Annotated in this window: 22 protein-coding genes; 15 read left to right on the forward strand and 7 right to left on the reverse strand. The window is 72.6% G+C overall.

Annotation, left to right across the window (positions count from 1 at the left end; translation table 11 throughout):
- Window positions 1–165: 165 nt before the first annotated feature.
- Both ABD366_RS16065 and ABD366_RS16070 read right to left on the reverse strand, forming a co-directional pair.
- Complete coding sequence (locus ABD366_RS16065; RefSeq protein ID WP_411293711.1) at window positions 166–774, reverse strand: TetR/AcrR family transcriptional regulator; 609 nt, start codon at window positions 772–774, stop codon at window positions 166–168.
- A gap of 237 nt (window positions 775–1,011) precedes the next feature.
- Complete coding sequence (locus ABD366_RS16070) at window positions 1,012–1,518, reverse strand: hypothetical protein (protein ID WP_324769284.1); 507 nt, start codon at window positions 1,516–1,518, stop codon at window positions 1,012–1,014.
- A gap of 178 nt (window positions 1,519–1,696) precedes the next feature.
- Here ABD366_RS16070 and hmgA point away from each other — a divergent pair, with 178 nt between their 5' ends.
- The 3 genes from hmgA (at window position 1,697) to ABD366_RS16085 (ending at window position 5,353) form a co-directional block, all read left to right on the forward strand.
- A complete protein-coding gene (hmgA, locus tag ABD366_RS16075; RefSeq protein ID WP_324769283.1) occupies window positions 1,697–3,061 on the forward strand; it encodes a homogentisate 1,2-dioxygenase in 1,365 nt (454 codons plus the stop codon).
- Window positions 3,062–3,360: 299 nt separating this feature from the next.
- The gene (locus tag ABD366_RS16080; RefSeq protein WP_324769282.1) at window positions 3,361–4,110 is read left to right on the forward strand and encodes a GntR family transcriptional regulator; all 750 of its coding nucleotides are present in this window, start codon (window positions 3,361–3,363) and stop codon (window positions 4,108–4,110) included.
- Window positions 4,111–4,138: 28 nt separating this feature from the next.
- Window positions 4,139–5,353, forward strand: a complete 1,215-nt coding sequence (locus tag ABD366_RS16085; protein ID WP_324769281.1) for a type ISP restriction/modification enzyme — start codon at window positions 4,139–4,141, stop codon at window positions 5,351–5,353.
- A gap of 293 nt (window positions 5,354–5,646) precedes the next feature.
- Here ABD366_RS16085 and ABD366_RS16090 read toward each other — a convergent pair whose 3' ends face one another.
- The gene (locus ABD366_RS16090) at window positions 5,647–6,360 is read right to left on the reverse strand and encodes a TetR/AcrR family transcriptional regulator (RefSeq protein ID WP_324769279.1); all 714 of its coding nucleotides are present in this window, start codon (window positions 6,358–6,360) and stop codon (window positions 5,647–5,649) included.
- 76 nt (window positions 6,361–6,436) lie between these two features.
- On the opposite strand from ABD366_RS16090, the gene ABD366_RS16095 reads away from it, so the two are divergent.
- Together ABD366_RS16095 and ABD366_RS16100 are read left to right on the forward strand one after the other, a co-directional pair.
- Window positions 6,437–7,408 (forward strand): ATP-binding cassette domain-containing protein, encoded by a 972-nt coding sequence (locus tag ABD366_RS16095; RefSeq protein ID WP_324769277.1) that lies wholly within the window; start codon window positions 6,437–6,439, stop codon window positions 7,406–7,408.
- Window positions 7,405–8,190, forward strand: coding sequence for an ABC transporter permease (locus tag ABD366_RS16100; protein ID WP_324769276.1), 786 nt, complete (start codon window positions 7,405–7,407; stop codon window positions 8,188–8,190). Before ABD366_RS16095 ends, ABD366_RS16100 begins: the two co-directional genes overlap by 4 nt.
- A gap of 214 nt (window positions 8,191–8,404) precedes the next feature.
- Here ABD366_RS16100 and ABD366_RS16105 read toward each other — a convergent pair whose 3' ends face one another.
- The 3 genes from ABD366_RS16105 to ABD366_RS16115 all read right to left on the reverse strand — a co-directional run bounded on the left by ABD366_RS16105 (window position 8,405) and on the right by ABD366_RS16115 (window position 10,104).
- Entirely contained in the window at window positions 8,405–8,674 is a 270-nt protein-coding gene (locus tag ABD366_RS16105; protein WP_324769275.1) for a hypothetical protein, read from the reverse strand.
- 126 nt (window positions 8,675–8,800) lie between these two features.
- Window positions 8,801–9,550 (reverse strand): anti-sigma factor, encoded by a 750-nt coding sequence (locus ABD366_RS16110; RefSeq protein ID WP_344441925.1) that lies wholly within the window; start codon window positions 9,548–9,550, stop codon window positions 8,801–8,803.
- Window positions 9,547–10,104: a sigma-70 family RNA polymerase sigma factor gene (locus ABD366_RS16115; protein ID WP_324770688.1), complete on the reverse strand. Its 558-nt coding sequence runs from the start codon at window positions 10,102–10,104 to the stop codon at window positions 9,547–9,549. The genes ABD366_RS16110 and ABD366_RS16115 overlap by 4 nt, the downstream gene beginning before the upstream one ends.
- Window positions 10,105–10,281: 177 nt before the next feature.
- On the opposite strand from ABD366_RS16115, the gene ABD366_RS16120 reads away from it, so the two are divergent.
- From ABD366_RS16120 to ABD366_RS16135, 4 genes are all read left to right on the forward strand, one after another.
- Window positions 10,282–11,838: a DUF4331 domain-containing protein gene (locus ABD366_RS16120; RefSeq protein ID WP_324770687.1), complete on the forward strand. Its 1,557-nt coding sequence runs from the start codon at window positions 10,282–10,284 to the stop codon at window positions 11,836–11,838.
- A 139-nt stretch (window positions 11,839–11,977) separates the two neighbouring features.
- Window positions 11,978–13,285 carry a tetratricopeptide repeat protein gene (locus ABD366_RS16125; protein ID WP_344441927.1) on the forward strand — a complete coding sequence of 436 codons (1,308 nt, stop codon included), beginning with the start codon at window positions 11,978–11,980 and terminating at the stop codon, window positions 13,283–13,285.
- The gene (locus ABD366_RS16130; RefSeq protein ID WP_411293700.1) at window positions 13,282–14,817 is read left to right on the forward strand and encodes a HoxN/HupN/NixA family nickel/cobalt transporter; all 1,536 of its coding nucleotides are present in this window, start codon (window positions 13,282–13,284) and stop codon (window positions 14,815–14,817) included. Before ABD366_RS16125 ends, ABD366_RS16130 begins: the two co-directional genes overlap by 4 nt.
- 31 nt (window positions 14,818–14,848) lie before the next feature.
- Entirely contained in the window at window positions 14,849–16,552 is a 1,704-nt protein-coding gene (locus ABD366_RS16135) for a serine/threonine-protein kinase (protein ID WP_324768941.1), read from the forward strand.
- A gap of 60 nt (window positions 16,553–16,612) precedes the next feature.
- Here ABD366_RS16135 and ABD366_RS16140 read toward each other — a convergent pair whose 3' ends face one another.
- Window positions 16,613–17,422, reverse strand: coding sequence for an SGNH/GDSL hydrolase family protein (locus tag ABD366_RS16140; protein WP_324768939.1), 810 nt, complete (start codon window positions 17,420–17,422; stop codon window positions 16,613–16,615).
- 287 nt (window positions 17,423–17,709) lie between these two features.
- Here ABD366_RS16140 and ABD366_RS16145 point away from each other — a divergent pair, with 287 nt between their 5' ends.
- The 6 genes from ABD366_RS16145 to ABD366_RS16170 all read left to right on the forward strand — a co-directional run.
- Window positions 17,710–18,927 carry a S8 family peptidase gene (locus tag ABD366_RS16145; RefSeq protein ID WP_324768938.1) on the forward strand — a complete coding sequence of 406 codons (1,218 nt, stop codon included), beginning with the start codon at window positions 17,710–17,712 and terminating at the stop codon, window positions 18,925–18,927.
- Window positions 18,928–19,124: 197 nt separating this feature from the next.
- Window positions 19,125–19,544: a hypothetical protein gene (locus ABD366_RS16150; protein WP_324768936.1), complete on the forward strand. Its 420-nt coding sequence runs from the start codon at window positions 19,125–19,127 to the stop codon at window positions 19,542–19,544.
- Between the two features lie 395 nt (window positions 19,545–19,939).
- Entirely contained in the window at window positions 19,940–20,767 is an 828-nt protein-coding gene (locus tag ABD366_RS16155; RefSeq protein ID WP_324768935.1) for a glycosyltransferase family 2 protein, read from the forward strand.
- Entirely contained in the window at window positions 20,764–21,801 is a 1,038-nt protein-coding gene (locus tag ABD366_RS16160; RefSeq protein ID WP_324768933.1) for a glycosyltransferase family 2 protein, read from the forward strand. The genes ABD366_RS16155 and ABD366_RS16160 overlap by 4 nt, the downstream gene beginning before the upstream one ends.
- Complete coding sequence (locus ABD366_RS16165) at window positions 21,798–22,622, forward strand: polysaccharide deacetylase family protein (protein WP_324768931.1); 825 nt, start codon at window positions 21,798–21,800, stop codon at window positions 22,620–22,622. Before ABD366_RS16160 ends, ABD366_RS16165 begins: the two co-directional genes overlap by 4 nt.
- Window positions 22,615–25,937: lipopolysaccharide biosynthesis protein (locus ABD366_RS16170; protein ID WP_425576959.1), on the forward strand; the 3,323-nt coding region annotated here is incomplete at its 3' end. The genes ABD366_RS16165 and ABD366_RS16170, both read left to right, overlap by 8 nt.

Here is a 25,937-nt window from a genome sequence, read left to right on the forward strand (position 1 = left end):
CGCAGGCGAGATGAGCATACCGAGCGGTATGGAGGGTGGGGAGTGGTCAGTCGAACAGGATCGGCCCGTTGCTGATGCCGGCGACGATCACATCGCCCGGCCCGCCCCGCGAACGGTCGGGCACGGCCGCCGGGGATGCCGAGCGGGCAGCGCTTCGGGCGCCGATCAGTCCAGGACCCGGGCCAGATAGGCCCGCAGCAACTGCCTGGTCTCCTCGATGATGTGCGCGTCGCCCGCCGGGTCGAGCCGGAACGCGAGGCGGACCAGGGCGTCGGCGGACTCGACGGCGACGAGGAAGGTGCGGCGCAGGGCGGCGTCGGGGGTGCGGCCCAGATGCGGGGCGAGGAGGTCGGTGAGGGTGTCGGCGACGCGGTGGTTGGGGTCGGCGTCGGGGTCGCCGACGGGGATCTGCGTGCCGAAGTCGACGAGGGAGAAGCCGGGTGCGGTGCGCTTCATGGCGAGGTACTCGTCGAGGATGGCGTCCATGGCGCCGCGCCAGTCGTCCGCCGGGATGGCCCCGAGCCGCTCGGCGACGCGCTCGGCGTACCGCTCCAGGTTGCGCTGGGCCAGGGCGTCGACCATGGCGCGCTTGTTGCTGAAGAAGCGGTACACGGAGCCGATGGGCACGTCGGCGCGGGTCGCGACGGCCCGCGTGCTCAGCTCGTCGTATCCCCCCTCGTCGAGGAGCCGGGCGCAGGCATCGAGGATCCGGCTCAGCCGCTCGGTGCTGCGCTGCTGGACGGGCGCCCGGCGCAGGGACGTGGAGTGGGACATGCCGGCCAGCCTACGGGGGCGGGGCCGCCCACGGAGCGGCGCCGCCGAGGGGGCGGAGAGTCGCCTACTGCGGTGGTGCCTACGGGGGCAGGCAGTTGCCTATGGCGGCGACGCCGACGGGGGCAGGCCGTTGCCTATGGCGGCGACGCCGGCGGGGGCAGGCAGTTGCTGATGACGACGACGCCGACGGGGCGGGACGTCGCCTACCGCCGTGACGCCGGTCGGGCGGGACGTCGCCTACGGCGGTGGTGCCGTTTCGGTGCCGGATGCCGTGAGGTCCGCGGTGGCCTCGACCGGTTCGCCGTCGACGGCCCAGACCGTGTGGTCGTCGGCGTAGAGGCGGGCGGTGACCTGGTGCGTGCCGCGGGTGACGCGGGTGGCGGACAACCGGTGGTCGGTGACGCGGAGTTGGGCGAGGCGACGGCCGTCCAGGTAGAGCTGGGCGTAGCCGCGGCCGTGGACGGCGTCGGCCGGGGTGCCCGCCGGGCTGAGGCGGAAGTGGCGTACGCGGATCCGCAGGTCCCAGCCGCCGGACGGGTCGGCGTCCGGCTGGACGACGATGCCGATCTCCGGGGCGTCCTTGCCGGGGACCTCCCGGAACCGGCGGCCCTCGTCGTCGGTGCGCTCGAGGACCTTGCCGACCTCGCGCGGGCCCTCGGCGTCGCCCCCGCACCCGGCGAGCCCCGTCAGCACGGCGCACGCCAGGAGGGCGGCGGTGGCGCGGACCCGCGGTGTCCTGGACATGCCCAGGACAGTAGAGCAACGCTCACGTTCACGAATCCCTCTCGGGGAGGAGGCCTCGAGAACGAGCACCTCTGGAACGAGCGCCTCCGGAACGAGCGCCTCCGGAACGAGTGCCTCTTGCGCCCGGTGGTGTCGAATCCTACGGTTGAGCATAGGAATCAGGGACGAGGGAGCGAAGATGAGCGGCGATGTCCGCAAGCCGGCCGAGGGCCACGTCCGCAAGCACGCCGAGGGTGACGTCCGCAAGCAGGCCGAAGGTCTGGCCTATCTGTCCGGTTTCGGGAACGAGCACCATTCGGAGGCGGTACCGGGCGCCCTGCCCATAGGACGCAACGCGCCGCAGCGCGCCCCGCTCGGCCTCTACGCGGAGCAGCTCAGCGGCACCGCCTTCACCGAACCCCGCGCGCACAACCGCCGCTCCTGGCTGTACCGGATCCGCCCGTCGGCGGCGCACCCGGAGTTCACCCGCGTGGACAACGGCACGCTGCGCACCGCCCCCTTCACGGAGGCCGTCCCCGACCCGAACCGGCGCCGCTGGAACCCGCTGCCCGAGCCCGCGCCCGGCACGGACTGGCTCGCCGGCCTGTGGACGCTCGGCGGCAACGGCGACGCGACGCAGCGCACCGGCATGGCCGTGCACCTGTACCACGCCAACTCCCCCATGACGGACCGGGTGTTCAGCGACGCCGACGGTGAACTGCTGATCGTGCCGGAGCACGGCGGGCTGCTGCTGCGCAGCGAGTTCGGCCTCCTCGCTGCGGCGCCCGGCGAGGTCGCGCTGATCCCGCGCGGCGTGCGCTTCCGCGTCGAACTCCTCGACGAGACGGCCCGCGGATACGTCTGCGAGAACTACGGCGCCCCCTTCCGCCTCCCCGACCTCGGCCCGATCGGCGCCAACGGCCTGGCGAACGCACGGGACTTCAGGGCCCCGGTCGCCGCGTACGAGGACGACGGGGACGGCGCGCGCCCGGTGGAGGTCGTCAACAAGTTCTGCGGGAACCTCTGGACGGCCACGTACGACCACTCCCCGCTCGACGTCGTCGCCTGGCACGGCAACCACGTCCCGTACGTGTACGACCTGCGCCGCTTCAACGTCATGGGCACGATCTCCTACGACCACCCCGACCCCTCGATCTTCACGGTGCTCACGTCGCCGTCCGACACCCCCGGTCTCGCGGGCGTGGACTTCGTGGTCTTCGCGCCGCGCTGGCTGGTCGGCGAGGACACGTTCCGGCCGCCGTACTTCCACCGGAACGTCATGAGCGAGTACATGGGCCTCATCGAGGGCGCCTACGACGCGAAGGCCTCCGGCTTCCTGCCGGGCGGGGGCTCGCTGCACAACATGATGTCGGCGCACGGGCCCGACCGGGAGACGTACGACAAGGCGAGCGCGGCGGAGCTTGTGCCTCAGCGGGTGGATGACGGGCTGGCGTTCATGTTCGAGACGCGGTGGCCGGTCACGGTGACGTCGCAGGCGGCGGGGCACTTGCAGCGGGCTTATGACGATGTGTGGCTCGGGCTGGAGCGGCATTTCTCGGGGTAGGGGTGCGCGGTCCCGTCTGCCGGGTGGCGGTCACGTTCCGCGGCTGCGGGTGCGTCGTGGCTGGTCGCGCAGTTCCCCGCGCCCCTGGAGCATGCGGCTTCGCCGCAGCTCCATGAGGGGCGCGTGCTGCACGCGTCTCCTGAGATGGCGCACGTAGTGCGCATTTCAGGGGCGCGGGGAACTGCGCGAGAAGCCCCACCGGCCCGCGGCCGCGAACGAGACCGCCGCCCCGCACACGATGAGGCACCCACCGGCCCCCCACATTGCATCGCGTCGCCGCGACAGATACGGATAACCCCGTGACGTCATTCGCCCCGGACTCGATCGTCCTGAACCGTAAATTGCCGCTCTGGTATCAGGTGTCGCAGTCCTTGCGCGCCTCCATACTCGGCCGCTCCCCGCAGGACCCGCTCCGGCTGCCCACCGAGGAGCAGCTCGCCGGGCACTACGGGGTCTCCGTCCTCACCATGCGGCAGGCCCTGAAGGAGCTGGAGGACGAGGGGCTGATCTCCCGGCACCGGCGCCGCGGCACGTTCATCGAGCCGACGGCACGGCAGGGCGCACCGGTGCGTCTGCTGGGCTCGGTCGACGCGATCGTGGCCCAGCAGTCCGGTATGACGACCGAACTGCTCGGGCACGGTACGGCGCCGGTCCCGGTGGCGTACGCCGAACTGTTCCCGGGGACCGGCACCGTCGCCACGTACCACCGGCTGCGCAGCGACGAGAAGACGGGCGAGCCGACGAACCACGCCCGCAACTACCTCCGCCCCGAGCTCGGCAGCCGGGTCGACGTGGCGGATCTGGCGCGCTGGCCGATGACGAAGGTGCTGCGGGACGTGGTCGGCGTGCGGATCAGCCGGATCACGGACTCGGTGGAGGCGCGCCTCGCGGACCCGGAGACGGCCCGGCTCCTCCAGGTCCCGCTGCTCAGCCCGATCCTGCACTACACGGGCATCACGTACGACGAGGAGGGGCAGGTACTGGATGTTGCGGTCATCCATTACCGCGGGGACCGCTTCTCGTTCACGGTGACGCTGGACGCGGACTGAAAGCTCGTCTTCGGAGGCGACACGTAGCATGCCGGGCGTGAAGAACGACGGGCCGCTCACCGACGCCATGCCGCTCGCGGACCTCATGCCGTGGTCCGTGGCGCCCCTGCGCCTGGGCCGCGGCTGGCCCGTCGCGCCGGACGCCGCGTCCTTGAAGGCCCGTTGGGACGCGTTCGTGGCCTCGCCCGCGGACCGGCGTGAAGCACTGCTCGAACCGTCGCGCTCGCGGACCCTGCACATGGCCGCCGCCCAACTGCCCGGACAGCGCGCCGGGACCGAGCCGCTGGCGCGGGCCGCGGGACCGTGCCCGGAGCCGGTGCGGCTGCTGCACGGGCCGTTCGACGAGCAGTGGCTCATCCCCGACCAGCGGCTGATCGACGCGGCCAGGCCCGAGCTCTGGCGGGTCGCGGACGAACGGCAGCTGTTCCTCGTGGAGCAGGGGTACGTGCCCGACGCGGGCGGGCCCGCGGTGCTGGCCTGCGCCGTCCTGCCGGAGGGCCGCTCCCCCGCCGGGCGCCCCGGCCGGATCCGCCCGCTGTACCGCCGGCCCGGCGGCGCCGAACCCAATGTCGCCCCGGGCCTGCTCGCCCACCTGTCGGACACGTACGGCGAAGAGGTGCGCCCGGAGTCCCTGCTGGCCTGGGTCCTGGCGACCGGCACCCGGGACGCCAAGGAGTGCCGGGTGCCGCTGCCGGCGGACCCGGACGTCTGGGCCCGCGGCGTGGAACTCGGCCGCGGTGTCCTCCGGTTGCACCGGCGCGGGGCCGGTGCCGACCGGCCCAAACTGCCGGGCGGGCGCCGCCCCTACGTCCGCGCCCCGCTGCCGGCCCGCCCCACCGAACTGCTCTACGACCGCGAGGAGGAGGCCCTGCTCGTCGGCGACGGCCGCATCTCGCCGGTCCCGGCGGCGGCCTGGGACTTCCACGTCAGCGGGGTCCGGGTCCTGGAGCAGTGGTTCGCGCGCCGCACCACGCCGAGCGAACCGGGCACGCTGACGGCCGTGCGCCCGGCCACGTGGCCGCAGCCCTGGACGTCGGAGCTGCTCGAACTCGTCACGGTCCTGGCCCTGCTGGCCGAACTCGAGCCGCCACAAAGGGAGTTGCGGAGCGATCTCAGCAAGCTCATCGGCCCGTACGAGCTGCGTCGGGCCGGCGTACTGCCCGTACCACCCGGCGCCCGCCGCCCGGCAACCGTCCTGAACCAGCCGGAAGAGGGCCCGGGCGGCCAGTTCGCATTCCTGTGACGGGCCCGGGCGGCCAGTACGCGTTCCCGTGACGGGCCCGGGCGGCCAGTACGCGTTCCCGTGACGGGCCCGGGCGGCCAGTACGCATTCCCGTGACGGGCCCGGTGGGGGCTGGTCGCGCAGTTCCTCGCGCCCCTGGAGCGTCGGCTTCGCCGCGCTCCCCCTGGGAGGCTGCGGCGAAGCCGCATGCCTCTCAGGGGCGCGGGGAACTGCGCGACCAGCCACGACGGCACCGCAGCCGCCCGACAGGCGGCCCGCCCACGGCGAGTGGGCAAGGACCGGCCCGGACCCCGTCACCCCGCCGCCACAAACCCCTCCACAACCCGGCGGAGCGCCCGCTCGAACACCGCCTCCAGATCGATCGGCCCGGAGTCCTCACTGAACGCCGCCGCCAGCCGCGGATAACGGCCCGACGCCACCTGCCCGCCCAGATAAGCGATCCGTACCGCCTGTTCCTGCTCGGCGCTCCACGGCAGTGACCGCGTCCGCTCACCCGTGGCGATCTCGTTGGCGACGTACGTCGTCACCACGCTTGTCACGGCGGCGATCAGCTCCATCTTCGCGCCGTACGGTCGCTCCAGCGGATCGAGGCAGCTCAGGCAGTACTCCAGGTACGTGAGCGCGTTCGGGCTGAAGCCGTACACGGGCGACATCAGCCGCGGCATCCAGGGATGCCGGTGCATCAGCGCCCGGGTCTGCCGGGCCAGGGAGAGGACGTCCTCGCGCCAGTCACCGGTCGGCTCGGGGTACGCGTACTCGCCGCTGACGGCGTCGATCATCAGCTCGTACAGGTCCTCCTTGCGCGGCACGTAGTTGTAGAGCGACATCGTGCCCATGTCGAGCTCCGCGGCGATCTTCCGCATGGACACCGCGTCGACCCCTTCCGCGTCGGCCACGCGCACGGCCGCGGCCGCGATGTCGGCCCTGCTGTGCGCGGGCCGGGGGCCGCGTCCGGTGCGCTCGGGGCGCGCCCAGATCACTTCGGGTACGGCCGGTCGGCCCGCCATTGATCATCACCTCGCGAACCATCGTAGTTACGAACGGCATATACGTACGGCGTACGTAGTGCGCTATGGTGGCGCCATGACTTCTACGTACGCTGTACTTAGTGAAGGTCTGGAGAAGCGGTTCGGCTCGGGCGCGAAGGCCGTGCACGCGGTGCGCGGCCTCGATCTGGCCGTGCGGGAGGGCACGGTGTGCGGCCTGCTCGGGCCGAACGGGGCCGGGAAGACGACCGCGGTCCGGCTGCTGACGACGCTGCTGCGTCCGGACGCCGGCACGGCGCGGGTCGCGGGGCACGACATCATGAGCGCCCCCGACGCGGTGCGCCGGAGCATCGGCGTCGCCGGGCAGTACGCGTCGGTCGACGGGGATCTGACCGGCCGGGAGAATCTGCGCCTGTTCGCCCGGCTGCTGCGCGCGCCCCGGTCCCGGGCCGACGAGCTGATCGAGCGGTTCGCGCTCGCCGACGCCGCGGACCGGCCCGCGCGTACGTACTCGGGTGGTATGCGCCGCCGCCTCGACCTCGCGTCGAGCCTGATCACCCGGCCGGCCGTCCTCTTCCTCGACGAGCCGACGACCGGCCTGGACCCGCACAGCAGGAACGCGATCTGGGACGCCGTCCGCGAGCTGGCCCGCGCGGGCACGACCGTGCTGCTGACGACGCAGTATCTGGACGAGGCCGATCAGCTCGCCGACGAGATCGTCCTGATCGACGAGGGCCGAGCCGCGCACTCGGGCACGCCCGCCGAGCTCAAGGCGCAGATCGGCCACTACGCGGAGATCGTCGTCCCGGACGACGCGGGCGAGCAGGCGCTGCACGCGGCCGCCGTGGTCCTGGACCAACTCACCGGCGCGCGGCCCCGGTTGGACCCGGAGAAGCGCACGGTGGGCGCGGTCGTCCTCGACCCGGCCGTCACGCTCCCCCGTGTCGTACGTGAACTCGACGCGTCCGGCGTCCCGTTGATGGACGCCACCCTGCGTCCGCCGACGCTGGACGAGGTGTTCCTGCGTCTCACCCGCACCCACCGAAAGACCGAGGAGGTCGCCGCATGAGCACCGCGATCCTGTACGACGGCACGGCGATGCTGGGCCGGCACTTCCAGCGGATCAAGCACGCCCCGGCCATCCCGATCATGACGCAGACGATGCCGATCGTGTTCCTGCTCTTCTTCGGCTACGTCTTCGGCAGCGCCCTGGCCATGCCCGGCAGCGACTACCGGGCCTATCTCGTACCCGGCATGCTGGTGGCGACGGCGGCCAACGGGATCATGACCGGGATGTTCACGTCGGCGCAGGACACGCACCGCGGCGTCATGGACCGCTTCCGTACGCTGCCGATGACCCGGGCCGCCATACCGCTCGGGCAGTCCGTCGCCGATCTGGTGACGACCGCGGTCGGTCTGGTGCCGCTGATCCTCGTGGGGCTCGCGATGGGGTGGCGGATCGAGGGCGGAGTACCGGGCGCCGTGGCCGCGTTCGGACTGCTGCTGCTCTTCCGCTTCGCCACCACGTGGGTGGGCATCCTGCTCGGCGTCGTCTCGCAGAGCGAGGAGGCGGCGGGACAGTTGGGCGGCGCGACGTTCATGCTGCCGCTGCTGTCGAACGCCTACATCCCGACCGACGGAATGCCCGGCTGGGTGCGCACCCTCGCCGAGTACAACCCGATCAGCGCCGTGTGCACGGCGATCCGTGATCTGTTCGGCAACGCGCCGGTGCCGCAGGACGCCGCCTGGCCGGTGGCGCACCCGGTGGCCGGTTCGCTGATCTGGTGCGCGGTCCTGCTCCTGCTGTGCGTACCGACGGCGGTCCGCCGCTACACGCGCGGCGGACGCTGATCCGAAAGCCGCACCGGGCACCGCACGCGGCACCGGGCGCCACCACGATGAGGCCGCAACCACGCACGGGCCTCAACAGAAGGGCCCGCACCCGACTCCCTTGCCGAGACGCCCGCCGCGTGCCGTGGGGATGACGGTCGCGAAGATGCGCAGCGGTACGCCGGACGGCGCGGAGATCGGATGCGGGCCTGATTCCTGCTGGACGGGCGGCCTGTCAGCGGCCGCCGAACAACGTGCGGCGCAGTCGCCGCAGTGGTGCGAACAGCGATACCCGCCGCACCCGCGCGGCGCTTCCGCCGCGCTCGTGCGCGGTGTCACGCGCGGTCAGCTCACGCATCAGCGTCGTCGCCTCCGCCACCTCACGCTGCGGGACGGCAGGACCGCCGAGCACCGAGAGATGGCGGTCGAGACGCGAACTGGTCGCGCTGCTACCGCACGTGATCGCAGGCACACGCGGCCTGCTGCGCACTGTTATCTGTTCCATGTCACTCCCCACCCGTACGAGGGCACCCGGCCCGGGCAGGTTAACCCTATCGCCCCATCGGGACACTCGTGTATCCCGGTCGCACGATTCACCTGGCCCGTGGGCGGGTTGACGCCCCTTTGTTGATTACTCTCCGAATCCGACTGATTCCAGGGCGAGTTGGACAAGAGGGGCACTTGTCGGGCTCTGCGAGCCTCCGTCGGGCTCGGTCGTCACAGCCAGTGAAGACGAGCCCGAGGTCAAGTCGGTGGCCAGTAACGGCGTGTCGGAGCCCTGGTCAGGCAGCACACCGAGGGATCGGGGCGGCGCGGAGGCGGACATCAGCCAGAGCTGGTGGTCCCGTCCCGGGGGTGGAGCGGAGAGATCCGTCACCGTGATCACGGCGTCACGGAGGGCGGCCGAGGCGATGACGGACAGCCCTTCGGCGCGCGCGGCGCGGGCGTCCGGGGCGGCCAGGACGTGTGCGATCTCACGTGACTCGGACTCCTGTGCGTCGAGTCGGTCCTGAGTGCGGGTCAGCTCCGCACCGAGCAACACGGCCGCGACGAGCGCCAGTACGGCGGCCCCCGCGGCGAGCGGCACGAGAAGGGGGCGGCGCGGCCGGGGCGCCGGCGCCGGATGCGCGGGTGCCGTCTCCTGTTCCAGGGTGCGGACCGCGCTCAGGACGCGGTCGCGCAGGCCGGGCGGCGCCGGCGCGGCGGTCGCGCGGGCCAGCCGCAGCGCGTCGGCGGCGTGGGCCCGCGCCTCGGTGGCGCAGCGCTCGCAGCGCGCCAGATGCCGTTCGAAGCGGGCGTGTTCGCGCGGGGCGAGGGCGTCGAGGGCGTAGGGCGCGGCGAGCGAGTGCGGGTCGCGGCGCGGCCAGGAGAGGCGGGTCACGCCGAGGCTCCGTCCAGGCAGGCGCGCAGCCGCAGCAGCCCGTCGCGCATCCGGGTCTTGACGGTGCCGAGCGGCACGGACAGGCGGCGCGCGACCTCGCGGTAGGTGTAGCCGTCGTAGTAGGCGAGGGTGACGGCCTGCCGCTGGAGGTCGGTGAGGCGGCGCAGACAGCCGCGCACCCAGTCCCGTTCGAGCCCGCTCTCGACCTCCTCGGCGACCTGATCGAAGGCCGGGGTGTCCGCACGGCGCGCGGCACGCTGTTCGCGCTCCCCGGCGGCGCGGGCGCTGCGGACCCGGTCGACGGCCCTGCGGTGGGCGAGGGTGAGGACCCAGGAGAGGGCGCTGCCGCGGTCGGGGTCGTAGCGGGCGGCGGTGCGCCACAGTTCGAGGAGGACCTCCTGCGCCACCTCCTCGGCCTGCGCGGGGTCGCGCAGCACGCGCCGCACGAGGCCGTACACGGGGCCCGACACCTTCTCGTACAGCGCTTCGAAGGCCCGCTCGTCGCCGCGCCCGACGCGGGTGAGCAGTGCGTCGGCGTCGTCCACCACGTCCATGCGGCCCCCTCGCTGCCGTCCGCGCACATTGTGCTGCCGGAGGTGGTTCGGAGACAGGGGTACGGGCGGATGGGCGCCGCCCGCCCGGATTCCGCACCAATCCGCTCCGCGTCCGGCCCCGAATGGCCGTCATGAAGCTCGCGCGGTGCGGGCACCGAGCACAAAGGATCGGACGCGATGACAGCAACTGCCGGAAAGCGCCGGGGAGTTCGATCCCTGGCCGCGCTCGTCACGGGCGCCCTGGCCGCAGGGGGGCTCGCAGCCGCCGGTGCGACCGCGCTTCAACCCGGGCAGGCGCACGCCTCCAGCCACCGGGAGGCCCCGCTGATCTCGGGGGACCCGCAGCACGACAACACGGACGTGTACGCGTTCGTCAGCCCCGACAAGCCGGACACGACGACGCTGGTCGCCAACTGGCTGCCGTTCGAGGAGCCGGCGGGCGGGCCGAACTTCTATCCGTTCGCCGAGAAGTCCCAGCACGACGTCCACATCGACAGTGACGGCGACGGGCAGGGCGATCTGCTCTACCGCTGGACGTTCGACACCCAGACCAAGAACGGCAACACCTTCCTCTACAACACGGGGCCGGTCACCAGCCTCGACGACCCGGACCTCAACGTCACGCAGACCTACGACATCGACCTGCTGAGGCTGAAGGACCAGAAGGTCGTCTCCACGTCGAAGGTCGCCGAGGACGTGCCGGTCGCGCCGTCGAACGTCGGCAAGGCGTCGATGCCGAACTACAAGAACCTGCGGGACCAGGCGATACACCAGGTGAAGGGCGGTGGCACCGCGTTCGCCGGGCAGGCCGACGACCCGTTCTTCCTGGACCTGCGCGTCTTCGACCTGCTGTACGGCGGCGACCTGTCCGAGGTCGGCCGGGACACGCTCGCCGGCTACAACGTCAACACGATCGCGCTCCAGGTCCCGACAGCCGAACTCCGGCAGTCGGCGAAGCAGCCCATCATCGGGGTCTGGTCGACGACGCAGCGCCAGAACGCCAAGGGAGGCTGGACCCAGGTCTCGCGCCTCGGCTCCCCGCTGGTCAACGAGGTGGTCGTGCCGCAGAAGGACAAGGACAAGTTCAACGCCTCGCACCCGTGGAACGACGCGGACTTCCTGCCGTACGTCACCAAGCCCGAGCTGCCGAAGCTCCTGGAGGCCATCTACAAGCTGAAGGCCCCCAAGGAGCCCCGCGACGACCTGGTGTCCGTGTTCCTGACCGGCGTGAAGGGGCTGACCCAGCCGCCGGACGTGCGGCCCGCCGAGGTGCTGCGCCTCAACACGGGTATCGCGCCGACCGGTTCACCGAAGCGGCTCGGCGTCCTGGACGGGGACAACGCCGGGTTCCCGAACGGGCGCCGGCTCGCGGACGACGTCGTCGACATCGAGTTGCAGGCCGTCGAGGGCGAACTCCTGGGCAACAAGAACGATCTGGGCGACGCGGTGAACGCCAACGACCAGAAGTTCGAGGACTCCTTCCCCTACGTGGCCCTGCCCACGTCCGGGTCGCGCGGCCAACTCGCCAAGAAGCAGAACGGTGACGACACGTCCCGCAGCGCCCTCAACGGCGGCGCCCTGAACTCCGGCGCGGAAACCGGTTCCTCCGGCGACAGCGACACCATGCTGATCGCGTCGGCCGCGGCCGGCGCCGCGGGCGCCCTGCTCGTCGGGCTCGGGCTCGTGTGGTGGCGGGGACGGGGACGAGGACGAGGTCGGCACGGCTCTGTCTGACCCGCGCGCGACCCCCCACATACGGCGCGGCCCGTGAGAGCCCCCCACGGGTCGCGCCTTCCACCCCCGGCCCCCCTATCGGATCTCGGATCTCGGATCTCGGATCTCGGATCTCGGATCTCGGAGAAAGGCACGACTCATGGCTCCGCGCTTCTCAGGACGCACCGCCGTCGCCGCGTGCGCGCTGGCGCTCGCCCTCACTGGGGGCGCGGTCGCGATCGGCGGGGGCGGCGGACAGGCTCCGGCGCCCGCCGCCCCCGCACCGGCCGCACCACCGCAGGGACTCGGCACCGGCGGCCTCGACCAGGGCGTACGCGCGCTCCAGGCTCATCTGCGGGCCCAGCCGAAGGACCACGCGGGCTGGGCGAATCTCGGTACGGCGTACGTGGAACAGGCCCGCACCCAGGGGGACCCGTCCCGGTACGCGGAGGCGGACCGCGCCCTGGCCCGTTCCCTGAAGCTGCGTCCCGACGGCAACGACGCGGCGCTCGCCGGACGCGCCGCCCTCGCCGCGGCCCGGCACGACTTCACCGGGGCGCTGCACGACGCCCGCCGCGCGCTCGCCGTGAACCCCTACGGCGAGCGCGCCCTGTCCACCCGGATCGACGCGCTCGTCGAGCTCGGCCGGTACCCGCAGGCGGCGCGCGCCGCGGACGAGGCGGACGCCCGCCGCCCCGGCGTCCCCGTCTTCACGCGCTTCGCCTACGTACGTGAACTGCGCGGCGACGTCACCGGGGCGCGGCGCGTCCTGAAGCGGGCGCTGGCCGGTGCGACGGCGCCCGGCGACGTGGCGTACACGGCGACGACGCTCGGACAACTCGCCTGGCGGCAGGGCGACTTCACCACTGCTCTACGTCGCTGCGGGCAGGCGCTGCGCGCGGACCCGGGGTACGTGGCCGCGCAGGAGTGCCGGGCCCGGGCCCGCGCGGGCCGGGGCGACACGACCGGCGCGGTGCGTGACCTGCGGGACGTGGTGGCGCGCTACCCGCTGCCCGGGCCCCTGGTCACGCTCGGCGAACTGTACGAGGCGCGGGGCGACAGGGCATCGGCCCGGGAGCAGTACGGGCTGGTGTCGGCGTGGACCGAGCTGGCCCAGGCCAACGGGGTCGACGCCGATCTCGACACCGCTCTCGCCGCGGCGGACCACGGGGACCGGTCCGCCGCACTGCGGGCGGCCCGCGCCGAATGGGCGCGGCGGCACACCGTGCACACGGCGGACGCGCTGGCGTGGGCCCTGCACATGAACGGGCGGGACCGCGAGGCCCTGCCCCACGCCCGCTTCGCCACCCGGACCGGCTTCCGTGAGGCGTCCTTCTTCTACCACCGGGGCGTGATCGCGCGCGGCGCGGAGCGGCGGGAGTGGCTGGGCCGGGCCCTGCGCCTCAACCCCGCCTTCTCGCCGGTCGGCGCGGACGCGGCACGCGACTTGCTACGGGAGACACCGTGACCCACCCGGCGCTGCCGCGCACCCGCCGCCTGCACCGGACCGGGTTCGGTCTGCTGCTCGCCCTCGTCCTCGCGCTTCTGCTCCCGGCGCCGAAGGCCCACGCCCACCCCCTCGGGAACTTCACCACCAACACGTACGACGGGCTCGTCACGGCCACCGGGCGGCTCCGGATCACGCACATCGAGGATCTCGCCGAGATTCCCGCCACCCAGGCGGGGACGGCCATCGAGCGTACGGGGAAGGCAAGTTGGGCCCGGGACCGGTGCCTGGACGCCGTCCGCGCGAACGAACTCACCGTGGACGGCACACGCACCGCCGTCGCCCTGCGCAGGAGCGGCGCGGTGTACCGGCCCGGCCAGGCCGGTCTCCGTACGCTCCGCGTGGAGTGCGAGGCGACCGCCCCGCTCCCCCGTGGCCGGACCGCTGCCCTCTCGTTCCGCGCGGGCAGCGGGCAGGGTCCGGGCTGGCACGAGATCACCGCCCGGGGCGACAGGACCACCCTTGAGCGCAGCGACGTGCCCCGCGCCTCCGTCTCGCACCGCCTCACCCGGTACCCGCAGGCCCTGCTCGGCTCGCCGCCGCACACCACGACGGCCGCCCTGCGCGTCTCCCCGGGCGGACCGGCCCTGCGCGAGGACGCCAAGGACAGGCCCGCGGCGACGAGCGTCCTGCCGCGCGGCGTCGACCGCTGGACCGGCGCGCTGACCGGCCTCGTCGCCCGGCACGACCTCACCCCGGGCTTCGCCGCGCTCGCGCTGGCCACCGCCCTGCTGCTCGGCTCCCTGCACGCGCTCGCCCCCGGCCACGGCAAGACGTTGATGGCGGCGACCGCGGCGGCCCGGGGCCGGGCCCGGCTGCGGGACGTGCTGCCGCTGGCCGCCTCGGTCACAGTGACGCACACGCTGGGCGTGGTCGCGCTCGGCGCCCTGGTCGTCGGCGGCTCGGCGGCGGCTCCGTCGGTCGTGGCCTGGCTCGGTGTGGCCAGCGGCGTCCTGGTGACGGCGGCGGGCGTGACGCTCGTACGCAAGGCGTGGCGCAACAGGACGCACGCGCACGATCACGGCCACACGCACGATCACACGCACCACCACGATCACGCGCACCACCACGGTCATAAGCACGACCACCCGCACCCTCACTCTCACGGCCCCGGATACGGCCACGTCCACGGCCACGGCCACAGCCACCAGCACTCGGGGTCGAGTCTTCGCGGGGTCCTGTTCCTCGGCTTCGCCGGGGGGCTCGTGCCCAGCCCGTCCGCCGTCGTCGTCCTGGTCGGCGCCGCCGCCCTCGGAAAGGCGTGGTTCGGTGTGCTGCTCGTGGTCGCCTACGGGGCCGGGCTCGCCGTCACCCTGACCGCGGCGGGGTTCGTCGCCGTGCGGGCGGGCGCGTTCGCGGCCCGCCGGATCGCCGGCAGCCGGGCCAGGAGCCGGCGCGCGGCACAGCGCCTCGTACCTCTCGGTTCGGCCTGTGTCGTGCTGGCGCTCGGCTGCGGATTGGTCTTCAAGGGGGCTGCAACGGCGCTCGGTTGAGCTACTTTTGTTCAGACTTGTCTTGCCGCGAATGGGGGGACTCGTGAGTGAGCGCGTGGTCGCGGGGCGGTACCGGCTGATCGACCCGCTCGGTGAGGGCGGCATGGGCACCGTGTGGCGGGCGCGCGACGAGGTGCTCGGCCGCGAGGTCGCCGTCAAGGAAGTGCGGGCCCCGGCCGGACTGCCGGCGGCCGACGTCGAGCGGATGTACGCGCGCCTCGAGCGGGAGGCGTGGGCCGCCGCCCGCGTCGCGCACCGCAACGTGGTGACGCTGTACGACGTCGCCACCGACGACCACCGGCCGTGGATCGTCATGGAGCTGGTGCGCGGGGTCTCCCTCGCCGACCGGCTCGACGCGGAGGGCCCCATGGACCCGCAGCACGCCGCGCACATCGGCGCCGAGGTGCTGGCCGCGCTGCGCGCCGCGCACGACGTGGGCGTGCTGCACCGCGACGTGAAGCCCGGGAACGTGCTCCTGTCGAACGACGGCCGGGTCGTGCTCACCGACTTCGGCATCGCCATGGTCGAGGGCACCGAGGCCCTGACCATGACCGGCGAGATCATCGGCTCGCCCGAATTCCTCGCGCCCGAGCGGGCGTTGGGGCGCGCTCCCGGGCCGCAGTCCGACCTCTGGTCCCTCGGGGTGCTGCTGTACGCGGCCGTGGAAGGGCATTCTCCCTTTCGTCAGGACACCCCGCTGAGCACGCTCAGGGCGGTCGTCGACGAGGAGTTGCCCCCGCCTCGCCGGGCGGGCGCGCTGACCCCGGTCATCGAGGGGCTGCTGCGCAAGGATCCGGCCACACGGACGTCCGCCGCGGACGCCGAGCGGGACCTGCGGATCATCGGCGCGGGAGGGACCCTGCGCGACCGGCCCGGGCAGGCGCCGCCGATCGCGGCGGCACCCACGGAGACGTCGATGCGGCAGCCGGCCACACCGCCTCTGCCGACAACGGTCCCGGCACCGACGGGGACCGGAGCGGCGACGACCACGACGACGGGCCCGGAGGGTACGGGCCGGCGCTCCGCGCGCCGCGCCTCGCTCGCTCTCATGGCCGGGATCGTCGCGCTGCTGCTCGCGATCGGCGGGCTCACCTACGCACTGGTCAACCGGGACGACGGCGGCGGGTCCGGGGACGGCGGGGCATCGGGCGCGAGCGCCGACAGCGGCTCCGACGGCAGCTCCGGCGGCGGCAGTTCCGCGGGCGGCTCTTCGGGCGGCGGCGGTGACGGCGGAAGCTCGGGCGGCGGCTCCACCGGCGGCAACGGCGGTTCGGGAAGCGGCGACAACAACGGTTCAGGGGGCGGGAGTCCGGGTGGCGGCGGGAGTGGCGGCGGGGACACCAGCCCTCCGGCCCCGACCGTGCGGGTCGGTGTGAGCGCCGTGCGCGGCGACTACAGCGGGGCGTGTCCGCCGCCCGCGGCGCAGGCCCCGGCGTTCGCGGCGACGATCACCGTGGGACGTACTCCGGCCGAGGTCGAGTACCGCTGGGTCACCCGGAGCGGGCACCCGTCGGAGCCGGGCTGGAAGACCCTGACCTTCGGTTCGGGCTCCGCGCGCAGCCGCACGGTCGACACCGTGCAGACGGCGTACGAGGAGGGCGGGACGCTGCGCAACCAGATCGGCGTCGAGGTGCGCAGCCCGGTCGAGCTGACTTCGAACTACGTTGCGTACACGCTTACTTGTGAGGTGGTGACCCCGACGACCGGGGCCACCACCGGTTCACCCACGTACTAGGTGACGCTGTACTGGGCGACTCCGCACTGGATGACGCTCAGCGGGTGTCGCTCGGGGCGGTCAGGCCGCGGACGTGAAGACGGGCAGGTAGCCGCCCGAGTGTCCGGCGGCGGTGGGGTGGTAGGACTCGCCGATGTTCGTCCAGTTGACGCTGTGCAGCCAGGCACTGCCGGAGCAGATCTCGTGGCCGCTGAACGTGGTGGTCACGTCGCCGAAGGAGAACCCGTGGTCGGCGGCGCGCTTGGCGGTGGTGGTGTTGAGCAGGTCGGCGGCCGAGTTGATCGCCTTCCGCTCGTTCTCGGACAGGCCCGCGAGACAGGAGCCGCCGATCTTGTAGAAGCGGGGGTAGCCGAGCACCACGACGTGGGCGGCCGGTGCCTTCGCGCTGATCGCGTCGTACACCTTGTCGAGGTTGGCGGGCAGGGTCGAGGTGACGTACGCACGCGCTGTGTTGACCCGGTTGATGCAGGTGGACTCGGACTGCAGGACGCAGGTCGTCATGACGTCGGCGAACCCGGCGTCGTTGCCTCCGATGCTGAGCGAGACGAGGCCGGTGCCGGAGCCGAGGGGGCCGAGCTGGCCGGAGAGAACATCACCCGTACGAGCGCCGGAGCACGCGGTGAAGTTGAAGCTGGCGGGTGAGTGGGCCGCGGCCCAGAGTGCGGGATACGCCTTGGTGGAGCGCTTGCAGCTGCCGCTGCCGCTGTCGTAGCTGCCGGCGCCGACCCCTGAGGAGTACGAGTCGCCGAGGGCCACATAGCCGGTGGGGGCGGCGTTCTCGGTTGCCTGCGCCGCGCTCGCCCCGGTGAGGGCGGCCGCGGTCGCGAAGAGGAACGAGGTCACGTATGCCGTAAGTCGGAAACGTCTCATGGAACCTCCCTTAGCAGGATTTCTGCCACATCTGTGGTAGCACGCCACAGAGTTACCGGGAAGTACCTCAGACGGACATTCGCTCAGCGTTCAATTGCAGGTACATGTCAGGGTTATGACATACCCTCAACTTGCTTGAGCTACGCCCGTAGATGCCGGAGTCTGCTGAACGGGCCGGGAACGGAACACCTCGCTCCCCTGGCCCGTGCGCGCCACCCAGCGCGCACCCCCCACTGACGTGCGCCGGCTCAGCGGCGTGCGCCGCCTATGAGGAGGACTCCCTCGTAATGGCACTCTCCAAGAAGCTCGTGACCGCGGCCGCCTCGACCGCGGCGGCCGTCGGCCTGCTCGGCTCTCTCACCGCCCTGCCCGCCCAGGCCGCCACCCCGGCCACCGGCAAGGTCCTCGCGGCGGGCTCCGCCGGGGCGATCGACGGCAGCTACCTCGTCACGCTCAAGAAGCCCGCGCAGAGCACGGCCGGTCTCACGGCCGCGTCGGCCGACGGCAAGGGCCTGATATCCGAGTACGGCGGCACGGTGAAGAAGACCTTCCGCGCCGCCCTCAACGGCTACTCCGTCAGCGGTCTGACGGCGGCCGAGGCCGGCAGACTCGCGGCCGATCCGGCCGTCGCCGCCGTCGAACAGAACCAGCGCGTGCACGTGGACGCCACCCAGTCCAGTGCGCCCTGGGGCCTGGACCGCATCGACCAGAGCGCCCTGCCCCTCTCCGGCACGTACACCTACCCGGACTCGGCGGGCGGCGGCGTGACGGCGTATGTCATCGACACCGGCGTACGGATCTCGCACGCGCAGATCAGCGGCCGCGCCTCGAACGGCTACGACGCCGTCGACGGGGACAGCGTCGCGCAGGACGGCAACGGCCACGGCACCCATGTGGCCACCACCATCGCGGGCTCCACCTACGGCGTCGCCAAGAAGGCGAAGATCGTGGCGGTGCGCGTGCTCGACAACAACGGATCCGGCACGACCGCGGGCGTCATCGCCGGCATCGACTGGGTCACGAAGAACCACAGCGGCCCGTCCGTCGCGAACCTGTCGCTCGGCGGCGGCACCAGCACGACGCTGGACACGGCGGTGCGCAACTCCATCGCCAGTGGCGTCACCTACGCCGTCGCGGCCGGCAACTCCGGTGTGAACGCGTCGACTTCGTCGCCCGCCCGCGTCACCGAGGCCATCACCGTCGGCGCCACGAGCAACACCGACGCGAAGGCCAGCTGGTCCAACTACGGCTCGGTGCTCGACCTCTTCGCGCCGGGCGTCTCGATCACGGCGGGCTGGAACACCAGCGACACCGCCACCAACACCATCTCCGGTACGTCGATGGCCACGCCGCACGTCGCGGGCGCGGCCGCCGTCTATCTGGCGGGACACACCTCCGCCACACCGGCCCAGGTCGCCTCGGCCCTGGTGAGCGGAGCCACCTCGGGCGTCGTCACGAGCCCGGGCTCCGGGTCGCCGAACAAGCTGCTCAAGATCGTCCAGTAGTACCCGGCAGCACCCGGCAGCACTGCGAAATCTAGCCAACTCAAGTCAGACGTAAGGGAGTTCCCCGGAGGCATCCGACGCCTCCGGGGAACTCGGCACATACCCGCCGCATCTTGACGCCGCCCCCGCCGCTGCGCGACATTGAAGCCCGGCATCCGGCGCGTCGGGGGGCAAAGTCGCCAATGCAGACCATCGGTATGAAGCATCCGTCATCAGACGGATCGGGGGCCGCTCCGGCGGATCCACCGCCGGTCACAGACGCGCTGCACCTGCTCGCGGGCGCCGGCGTCGTGGCGGGGGGCGCGGGCCTCGTCCTCGCCCTCTCGGGCTCCGGTTCGCCGTTGCGCGGACCGCTCGCGCTCTTCTTCCTGCTCGCTGCGCCCGGCGCCGCGTTCGCCGCCGCGCTGCGCGGCCTCGACCCGTGGGCCCGGGGCCTCGTCTCCGCCGTCGGCGCGATCGCCGTGGTGATGCTGGTGGCCCAGGGGATGCTCGCCACGCATCGCTGGTCGGTCGACGGCGGGGTGATCACCGTGGGGGCGGTGAGCGCCCTCGCCTTCGTCCTCCAGTGGAGTTTCCGATTCCGTGCACGACGTAAACGAATGGGCAAAATCCGCTAGAGGAAAAGCAGTACAGGTAAAGGTCAAAACAACAAAAACGTGCGGCTGAGTTCCAGGTCTTGCCATACAGTCTGCACCGTCAATAACGTCATTCATCCACCCGCATCGGTCCATCACGCAATGCGATCAAGGGGAGGGCTCAAGATCGCGGTGACGGTCCGGCGCGGGGCGCGGTAGGGGGGTGCCGTGCTCGGTGAACCGCTCGGCCCAGCTGTGCGGGTCGCCGAGTCGCGTGCCGCGCGGCCGGTCCAACCAACCGGTGTGTATTGCCAACTCACCCGGCCTGCACGGAGATCGTTCCGTCATGTCCGCAGGTGAGAACCCCCCTTTCGAACCGGATATCCAGCCGGACCGCCCGGGGGCGGGCGGTCCACCGGACGAGAGGGACCAGACTCATGAGCAGCTCAGTGGTGCGCCCGGCGATCCCTGACGGGGCCCCGCCCGCGCGCATACCCGCCCAGTACCGGGCCATCTCCACGCACCTGGCCATCGCTCCACGGGTCAGTGTGGTCATTCCCGCCATGAACGAGGCGGAAAACCTTCCGTACGTGTTCAAGACATTGCCGGAATGGATCCACGAAGTCGTTCTGGTGGACGGGAATTCAACCGACGACACCGTCGAGGTCGCCCGCGATCTGTGGCCCGAGGTCGTCGTCGTGCCGCAGAGCGGAAAGGGCAAAGGAGATGCCCTGATCACCGGTTTCGAGGCGTGCTCGGGCGACATCATCGTGATGGTCGACGCGGACGGCTCGGCGGACGGCCAGGAGATCGTCTCCTATGTCTCCGCACTCGTCTCCGGCGCCGACTTCGCCAAGGGCTCGCGGTTCGCCAACGGCGGCGGCACCGACGACATGACGCCGATCCGCAAACTCGGCAACTGGGCGCTGTGCTCGGTCGTCAACGCCAAGTTCGGCGCCCGCTACACCGACCTCTGCTACGGCTACAACGCGTTCTGGCGGCACTGCCTCGACGAGATCGACCTCGACTGCACCGGCTTCGAGGTGGAGACCCTGATGAACATCCGGGTCGTCAAGGCGGGCCTGCGGGTCCAGGAGATCCCGAGCCACGAGTACCTGCGTATCCACGGAGCGAGCAATCTGCGGGCGGTGCGGGACGGGCTGCGCGTGCTCAAGGTCATCATGAAGGAACGATCCAACCGGCGGGCCCATCGCAGCAGGACGGTCGAGGCCAAGCTCAGCCAGGCGCGGGAGGACGGGTCTTGACGGGACGTCATGCCGCGCGGCCGACGGCCTCGGTCGTCATCTGCGTGTACACCGAGGACCGCTGGACCGACATCCTCGCCGCCGTCGACTCCGTACGGGCGCAGTCCCGCCGGGCGCTGGAGACGCTGCTCGTCGTCGACCACAACCCGGCGCTGCTCGACCGGCTCGGCAAGGAGTACAAGGAGACGGCCGGGGTGCGGGTGCTGGCGAACGCGGGGCCCCGCGGCCTGTCCGCCGGGCGCAACACCGGCATCGCCGCCTCGGTGGGCGAGATCATCGCGTTCCTCGACGACGACGCGGTGGCGGAGCGGGACTGGCTCCGCCACTTCACCAACGGGTACGCCGACCCGCGGGTGATGGCGGTCGGCGGGCGCACCGAACCCATCTGGGCCTCGGGGCGCCGGCCCGCCTGGTTCCCGGCGGAGTTCGACTGGGTCGTGGGCTGCACCTACGAGGGGCTGCCGCGCGGCATGGTCCGGGTGCGCAACGTGCTGGGCGGCAACGCCTCGTTCCGGCGCGCCGCCTTCGACATCGCGGGCGGCTTCGCCACGGGCATCGGCCGGGACGGCGACAAGCGTCCGCTGGGCTGCGAGGAGACGGAGCTGTGCATCCGCCTCGCCCGCGCAAGACCGGACGCGGTGCTGTTGATCGACGACCGGGCCGTCATCCATCACCGGGTCCCGGCCGGGCGGGAGCGGTTCGCCTACTTCCGTACGCGTACCTACGCGGAAGGCCTGTCCAAGGCGCTGGTGGCCCGCAGTGTCGGTGCGGACAAGGGGCTCGAGTCCGAGCGGGCGTACACCACCCGGGTGCTGCCCGCCGGAGTGGCGCGCGGGCTGCGGGACTTCGTGCTCGCGCGGCCGGGCGGCGCGGGCCGGGCCGGTGCCATCGTGGCCGGAGTGGCGACGGCGGCCGGCGGATACGTGCTGGGCAGCTGGCGGGCACGCGGGTCGGGCGCGGCGTTCTCGGTGGCGGAGATCGGCCGGGATCCGCAAGAGGCGGCCGAAGCGCCGGAAGCGGGGGCGGCCGCATGAGCGCGCAGGCGCGGATGCCGCAGGGGGCGCCCGTCCCGATCCTGATGTACCACGCGGTCGCCCACGAGCCGCGCCCCGCGACGCGCGGCCTGTCCGTCTCGCCGGACCGGTTCGCGGAGCAGATGGAGATCCTCGCCGCGCACCGCTGCACCCCGCTGACCACCGCCGAGCTCGCCGCGATCTGGCGCGGCGGCGGCCGGGCGCTGCCCGACCGGCCCGTCCTGATCACCTTCGACGACGGGTACGAGGGCGTGCACCGGCACGCCCTGCCGGTCCTCGCCGAGCACGGTTTCGCGTCCACCCTGTTCGTCTCGACGGGGTGGCTGCGCGGCCCGTACGACACCGGGGGCGGGCTCGACACGATGCTCGACTGGGCCCAGGTGCGGGCGCTGGCCGCGCAGGGTGTGGAGATCGGCGGGCACAGCCATACGCATCCTCAGCTCGACCAACTACCCGACCTGGAACTGGAGTTCGAGCTGCGGCGCTGCAAGGAGATCGTCGAAGGGGAGCTGGGCGCGCTGCCCGTCTCCTTCGCGTACCCCTACGGCCACTCGGACCGGCGGGTACGCCGGGCGGTCCGCGCGGCCGGCTTCGCGCAGTCGCTGGCCGTCGGGAACGCGCTGGCCCGCCGCCGTCAGGGCCCCTACGCCCTCCAGCGCGTCACCGTGCGCCGGTCCACCGGCCCCGCCGAGTTCGAGCGGCTCGTCGAGGGCCGCGGACTCGGCCTCAACTTCGCCCGGGACCGTGCCCTCACCAAGGGGTACGCCCTGGTCCGCAGAGTCCGACAGGCCCGCCGGAAGGCAACCCGTACCCGTGTCTGACACGACCACCGCCCAGGCAGCGTCGGCCACCCCGACGAAGACCGCGACCGAGCCGCAACCGCCGCCCGGCCGCAGACTCCGGCTGCCCGGCATGGGCCGCGGCAAGAAGGGCAGCGAGGACGCCATGGGCCCGGGGGGCGGTAACCAGCTGTTCCGCAACGCCTATGCGCTGATGCTGAACACCGGCATCTCCGGTGTCCTGGGCGTCGGCTTCTGGCTGGTCGCCGCGCACTACTACACGGCGGACGCGGTCGGCCAGGGGTCCGCCGCGATCGCGGCGATGAAGTTCCTCGCGGGGCTCACCGCCGTGACGCTGACCGGCGCCCTGGCCCGCTTCATCCCGATCGCCGGACGCTCCACCGGGCGCTTCATCTTCCGTACGTACACGGGGAGTTCGGTCGCCGTCGCCCTGGCGGCGGTCGTGTTCCTGCTCACGCTGGACGCGTGGGGGCCCTCGTACCGTTTCCTGCACGGCACGCTGCACGGGCTCGGGTTCGTCGCGGCCGTCGTCGCCTGGTCGCTGCTGACGCTCCAGGACGGTGTGCTGACCGGGCTGCGCAGCGCGCTGTGGGTGCCGGTCGGCAACACCGTGTTCTCCACGGTCAAGCTGGGGCTGCTCATCGCGTTCGCCGTGGCCATCCCGACGACCGGGGTCTTCGTGTCCTGGGTCGTCGCGATCGCGTTCTCCCTGCTGCCGCTGGGCTGGCTCGTCTTCCGGCGGCTCGTGCCCCGGCACATGGAAACCACCGACGGCAAGGCCGACCCGCCGACGCTGCGCGAGATGGGCCGCTTCCTGGCGGGCGACTGCACGGGCTCGCTGTTCTCGCTGGCCGTGGTCTCCCTCGTACCGGTCCTCATCGCCTCGCAGATCAGCTCCGCCGACAACGCGTACTTCTACATCACCACCACCATCAGCGGCACGGTCAACATGCTGGCCATCAACATGGGCGCCTCGCTGACCGTGGAGGGCTCGCACGATCCCGCGCAGCTCGCCGCGAACACCCGGGCCGCGCTGCGCCGGATGGCCCGCATCATGATCCCGGTCTGCGGGCTGCTGTTCCTCCTCGCGCCGTACGTGCTGCACGTGTTCGGGCAGGACTACGCGGACGCGGCGACGCCACTGCTGCGGTGGCTCGCGGTCGGCGCCGCGCTGCGCGTGGTCATGGAGACGTACTTCGCGGTGCTGCGGGCGCAGAGCAGGACGTCCGGTCTCGCCTGGCTGCAAGGTCTGCTCTGTGTCCTGGTGCTCAGTCTGACGCTGCTGCTCCTGCCCCGGATGGGGCTGGCGGGCGCGGGCGTCGCCGAGATCTCCTCGCTCGCCGTGATCGTGGCGATCGCCGCGCCGAAGCTGTGGCGCATCGTGCGGGTCGCTCCGCGGGCGGAGTTCGTCGAGGACGCGGCGCCCGACGGTGACCTCGCCGATCTGGGCACACCGAAGGTGCCGGCCGGCGCGCACGACAAGCAGGGCCCGAAGTGGGCGCTGCGCGACGCGATGGACTCCGACACGCTGCAGCTCGCGGTGCAGCTCAATCTGGACCATCAGGAGTGGCGCCCGGACGTGCGGCCCGGCCCGGTAACGCCGCCGCGCGGCACGCACCAGCCGACCTGGGCCTTCAAGACCCCGCCTGCGGGCCGCCGTTCGGCCCCCGCGAAGGAAACACCGGGCGAGGACGCTCCGCGGGGAGCAGCGCGTGTAGAGGGGGCGCCTGTAGAGGGAGCACCTGTAGAGGGCGCGCCCGTAGGAGAGCCGTCCGTAGAGGGACCGCCCGTAGAGGGACTCCCTGTAGATGCGGCGTCCGTAGATGCCGCATCCGTAGACGCGGCATCCGTTAACGCGGCATCCGTAGACGCGGCATCCGTAAAGAGGCCGTCCGGTGAAGAGGCACCCGTAGAGGCGGCGGTCGCGGAGAAGGCGTCTGCGCCCCAGACGCCCCCGGCTCAGGCGCCCCCGGCTCAGACGCCCTCGGCGCAGGCGTCCCCGGCGCAGGCGCCCCCGGCGCAGGCGTCCCCGGCCAAGACGCCCTCAGCGCAGGCGTCCCCGGCGCAGGCGCCCCCGGCCAAGACGCCCTCAGCGCAGGCGCCCCCGGCCAAGACGCCCCCGGCTCAGACGCCCTCGGCGCAGGCACCCGTCGGGCGGGCCGCCCGGGAGACACCCGCGGCGGAGACGCCGTCCGCCTCGCAGGCGTCCAGCGGCGGACACACGGAGGGCGGGTCCGGCGCGCCGAGGACGCCCTGGCCCACAGCGGCTCCCCCGGCGGGGCGGAACGCCGCGGCCCGGGGCGCGGTCGAGGAGGAGGTCGACGCCCCCTTCACCCCCAGGGCACCCGCGCCGCCGAGGCCCGCCGGCGGCCTCCCCGCCCAGCCGCCCGCCCCGGCCGGACCGGCCCCGCGCACCCCACGGCTGACCCCGGCCGTCGTCGTCCTCGCGCTGCTGCTCGTCGCGGCACTCGGCCTGTACTGGGGCCCGGTCCTCGCGATGGGCGAAGCGGACCTCGACGGGATGGGCGGGCTCGGCCTGGTCTCGGTCCTGTCCCCGGTGACCCTGCTCGGCGCGGCGCTGCTCATCGGCGTCTTCGCATCCCTGCTCTGGCTGGAGCGCCCGCACAAGCGGCTGCTGATGCTCACCCTGCTCGCCACGGTCGTGTCGCTGCACGCACTGCCCGCCGTCATCGAGGCGGAGCCGCGGTTCGCGACGGCCTGGCAGCACCTGGGCTTCATGGACTACATCGACCGCACCGGCTCGGCGGTCCCCGACCTGGACGCCCGCTGGAGCTGGCCCGGCTTCTTCGCGGCCGCCGCGTTCCTGGCGAAGGCCTGCGGCGTCAGCGACCTCACCGAGCTGCTCCGCTGGTGGCCGACGGTCATCCAACTCCTTTACCTGGCGCCGATGTTCCTGCTGCTGCGCTCGGTACGGGCGAGCTGGCGGGCCAAGTGGACGGGTCTGTGGATCTTCATCCTGAGCGGCTGGGTCGGCCAGGACTACTTCTCACCGCAAGGCTTCACGTACCTCCTCTACCTGATGTTCGTGGCGATCCTGCTGGTCTATTTCCGGGCTCCGCACGTGCTGTGGTCCACGCGGCGGCCGGGCGAGGTGGAGGTCGAGCCGACGGACCGCAGGCAGCGCACGGTGCTGCTCGGTGTCCTGATCGTCCTGTTCGCGGCGACGGTCCCGGCGCACCAGCTCACGCCGTTCGTGATGCTGGGCGTCCTCGCGGTACTGGTCGTGGTGGGCCGCTCCGAACTGCGCGGCCTGCCCCTGCTGCTCGGCGTCATCGTCGTGTCCTGGCTCGGCTTCCTCGCGGAGCCGTACTGGTC

It is taken from the genome of Streptomyces kunmingensis, from assembly GCF_039533535.1.
GTDB lineage: Bacteria > Actinomycetota > Actinomycetes > Streptomycetales > Streptomycetaceae > Streptomyces > Streptomyces kunmingensis.

Coding starts and splice junctions, on each gene's coding strand:
- ABD366_RS16065 (WP_411293711.1), bottom strand. CDS start 774: ATGTCCCACTCCACGTCCCTGCGCCGGGCGCCCGTCCAGCAGCGCAGC.
- ABD366_RS16120 (WP_324770687.1), top strand. CDS start 10,282: ATGACAGCAACTGCCGGAAAGCGCCGGGGAGTTCGATCCCTGGCCGCG.
- ABD366_RS16125 (WP_344441927.1), top strand. CDS start 11,978: ATGGCTCCGCGCTTCTCAGGACGCACCGCCGTCGCCGCGTGCGCGCTG.
- ABD366_RS16095 (WP_324769277.1), top strand. CDS start 6,437: ATGACTTCTACGTACGCTGTACTTAGTGAAGGTCTGGAGAAGCGGTTC.
- ABD366_RS16105 (WP_324769275.1), bottom strand. CDS start 8,674: ATGGAACAGATAACAGTGCGCAGCAGGCCGCGTGTGCCTGCGATCACG.
- ABD366_RS16150 (WP_324768936.1), top strand. CDS start 19,125: ATGAAGCATCCGTCATCAGACGGATCGGGGGCCGCTCCGGCGGATCCA.
- ABD366_RS16140 (WP_324768939.1), bottom strand. CDS start 17,422: ATGAGACGTTTCCGACTTACGGCATACGTGACCTCGTTCCTCTTCGCG.
- ABD366_RS16115 (WP_324770688.1), bottom strand. CDS start 10,104: ATGGACGTGGTGGACGACGCCGACGCACTGCTCACCCGCGTCGGGCGC.
- ABD366_RS16090 (WP_324769279.1), bottom strand. CDS start 6,360: ATGGCGGGCCGACCGGCCGTACCCGAAGTGATCTGGGCGCGCCCCGAG.
- ABD366_RS16155 (WP_324768935.1), top strand. CDS start 19,940: ATGAGCAGCTCAGTGGTGCGCCCGGCGATCCCTGACGGGGCCCCGCCC.
- ABD366_RS16100 (WP_324769276.1), top strand. CDS start 7,405: ATGAGCACCGCGATCCTGTACGACGGCACGGCGATGCTGGGCCGGCAC.
- ABD366_RS16085 (WP_324769281.1), top strand. CDS start 4,139: ATGCCGGGCGTGAAGAACGACGGGCCGCTCACCGACGCCATGCCGCTC.
- ABD366_RS16135 (WP_324768941.1), top strand. CDS start 14,849: ATGGGGGGACTCGTGAGTGAGCGCGTGGTCGCGGGGCGGTACCGGCTG.
- ABD366_RS16165 (WP_324768931.1), top strand. CDS start 21,798: ATGAGCGCGCAGGCGCGGATGCCGCAGGGGGCGCCCGTCCCGATCCTG.
- ABD366_RS16070 (WP_324769284.1), bottom strand. CDS start 1,518: ATGTCCAGGACACCGCGGGTCCGCGCCACCGCCGCCCTCCTGGCGTGC.
- hmgA (WP_324769283.1), top strand. CDS start 1,697: ATGAGCGGCGATGTCCGCAAGCCGGCCGAGGGCCACGTCCGCAAGCAC.
- ABD366_RS16145 (WP_324768938.1), top strand. CDS start 17,710: ATGGCACTCTCCAAGAAGCTCGTGACCGCGGCCGCCTCGACCGCGGCG.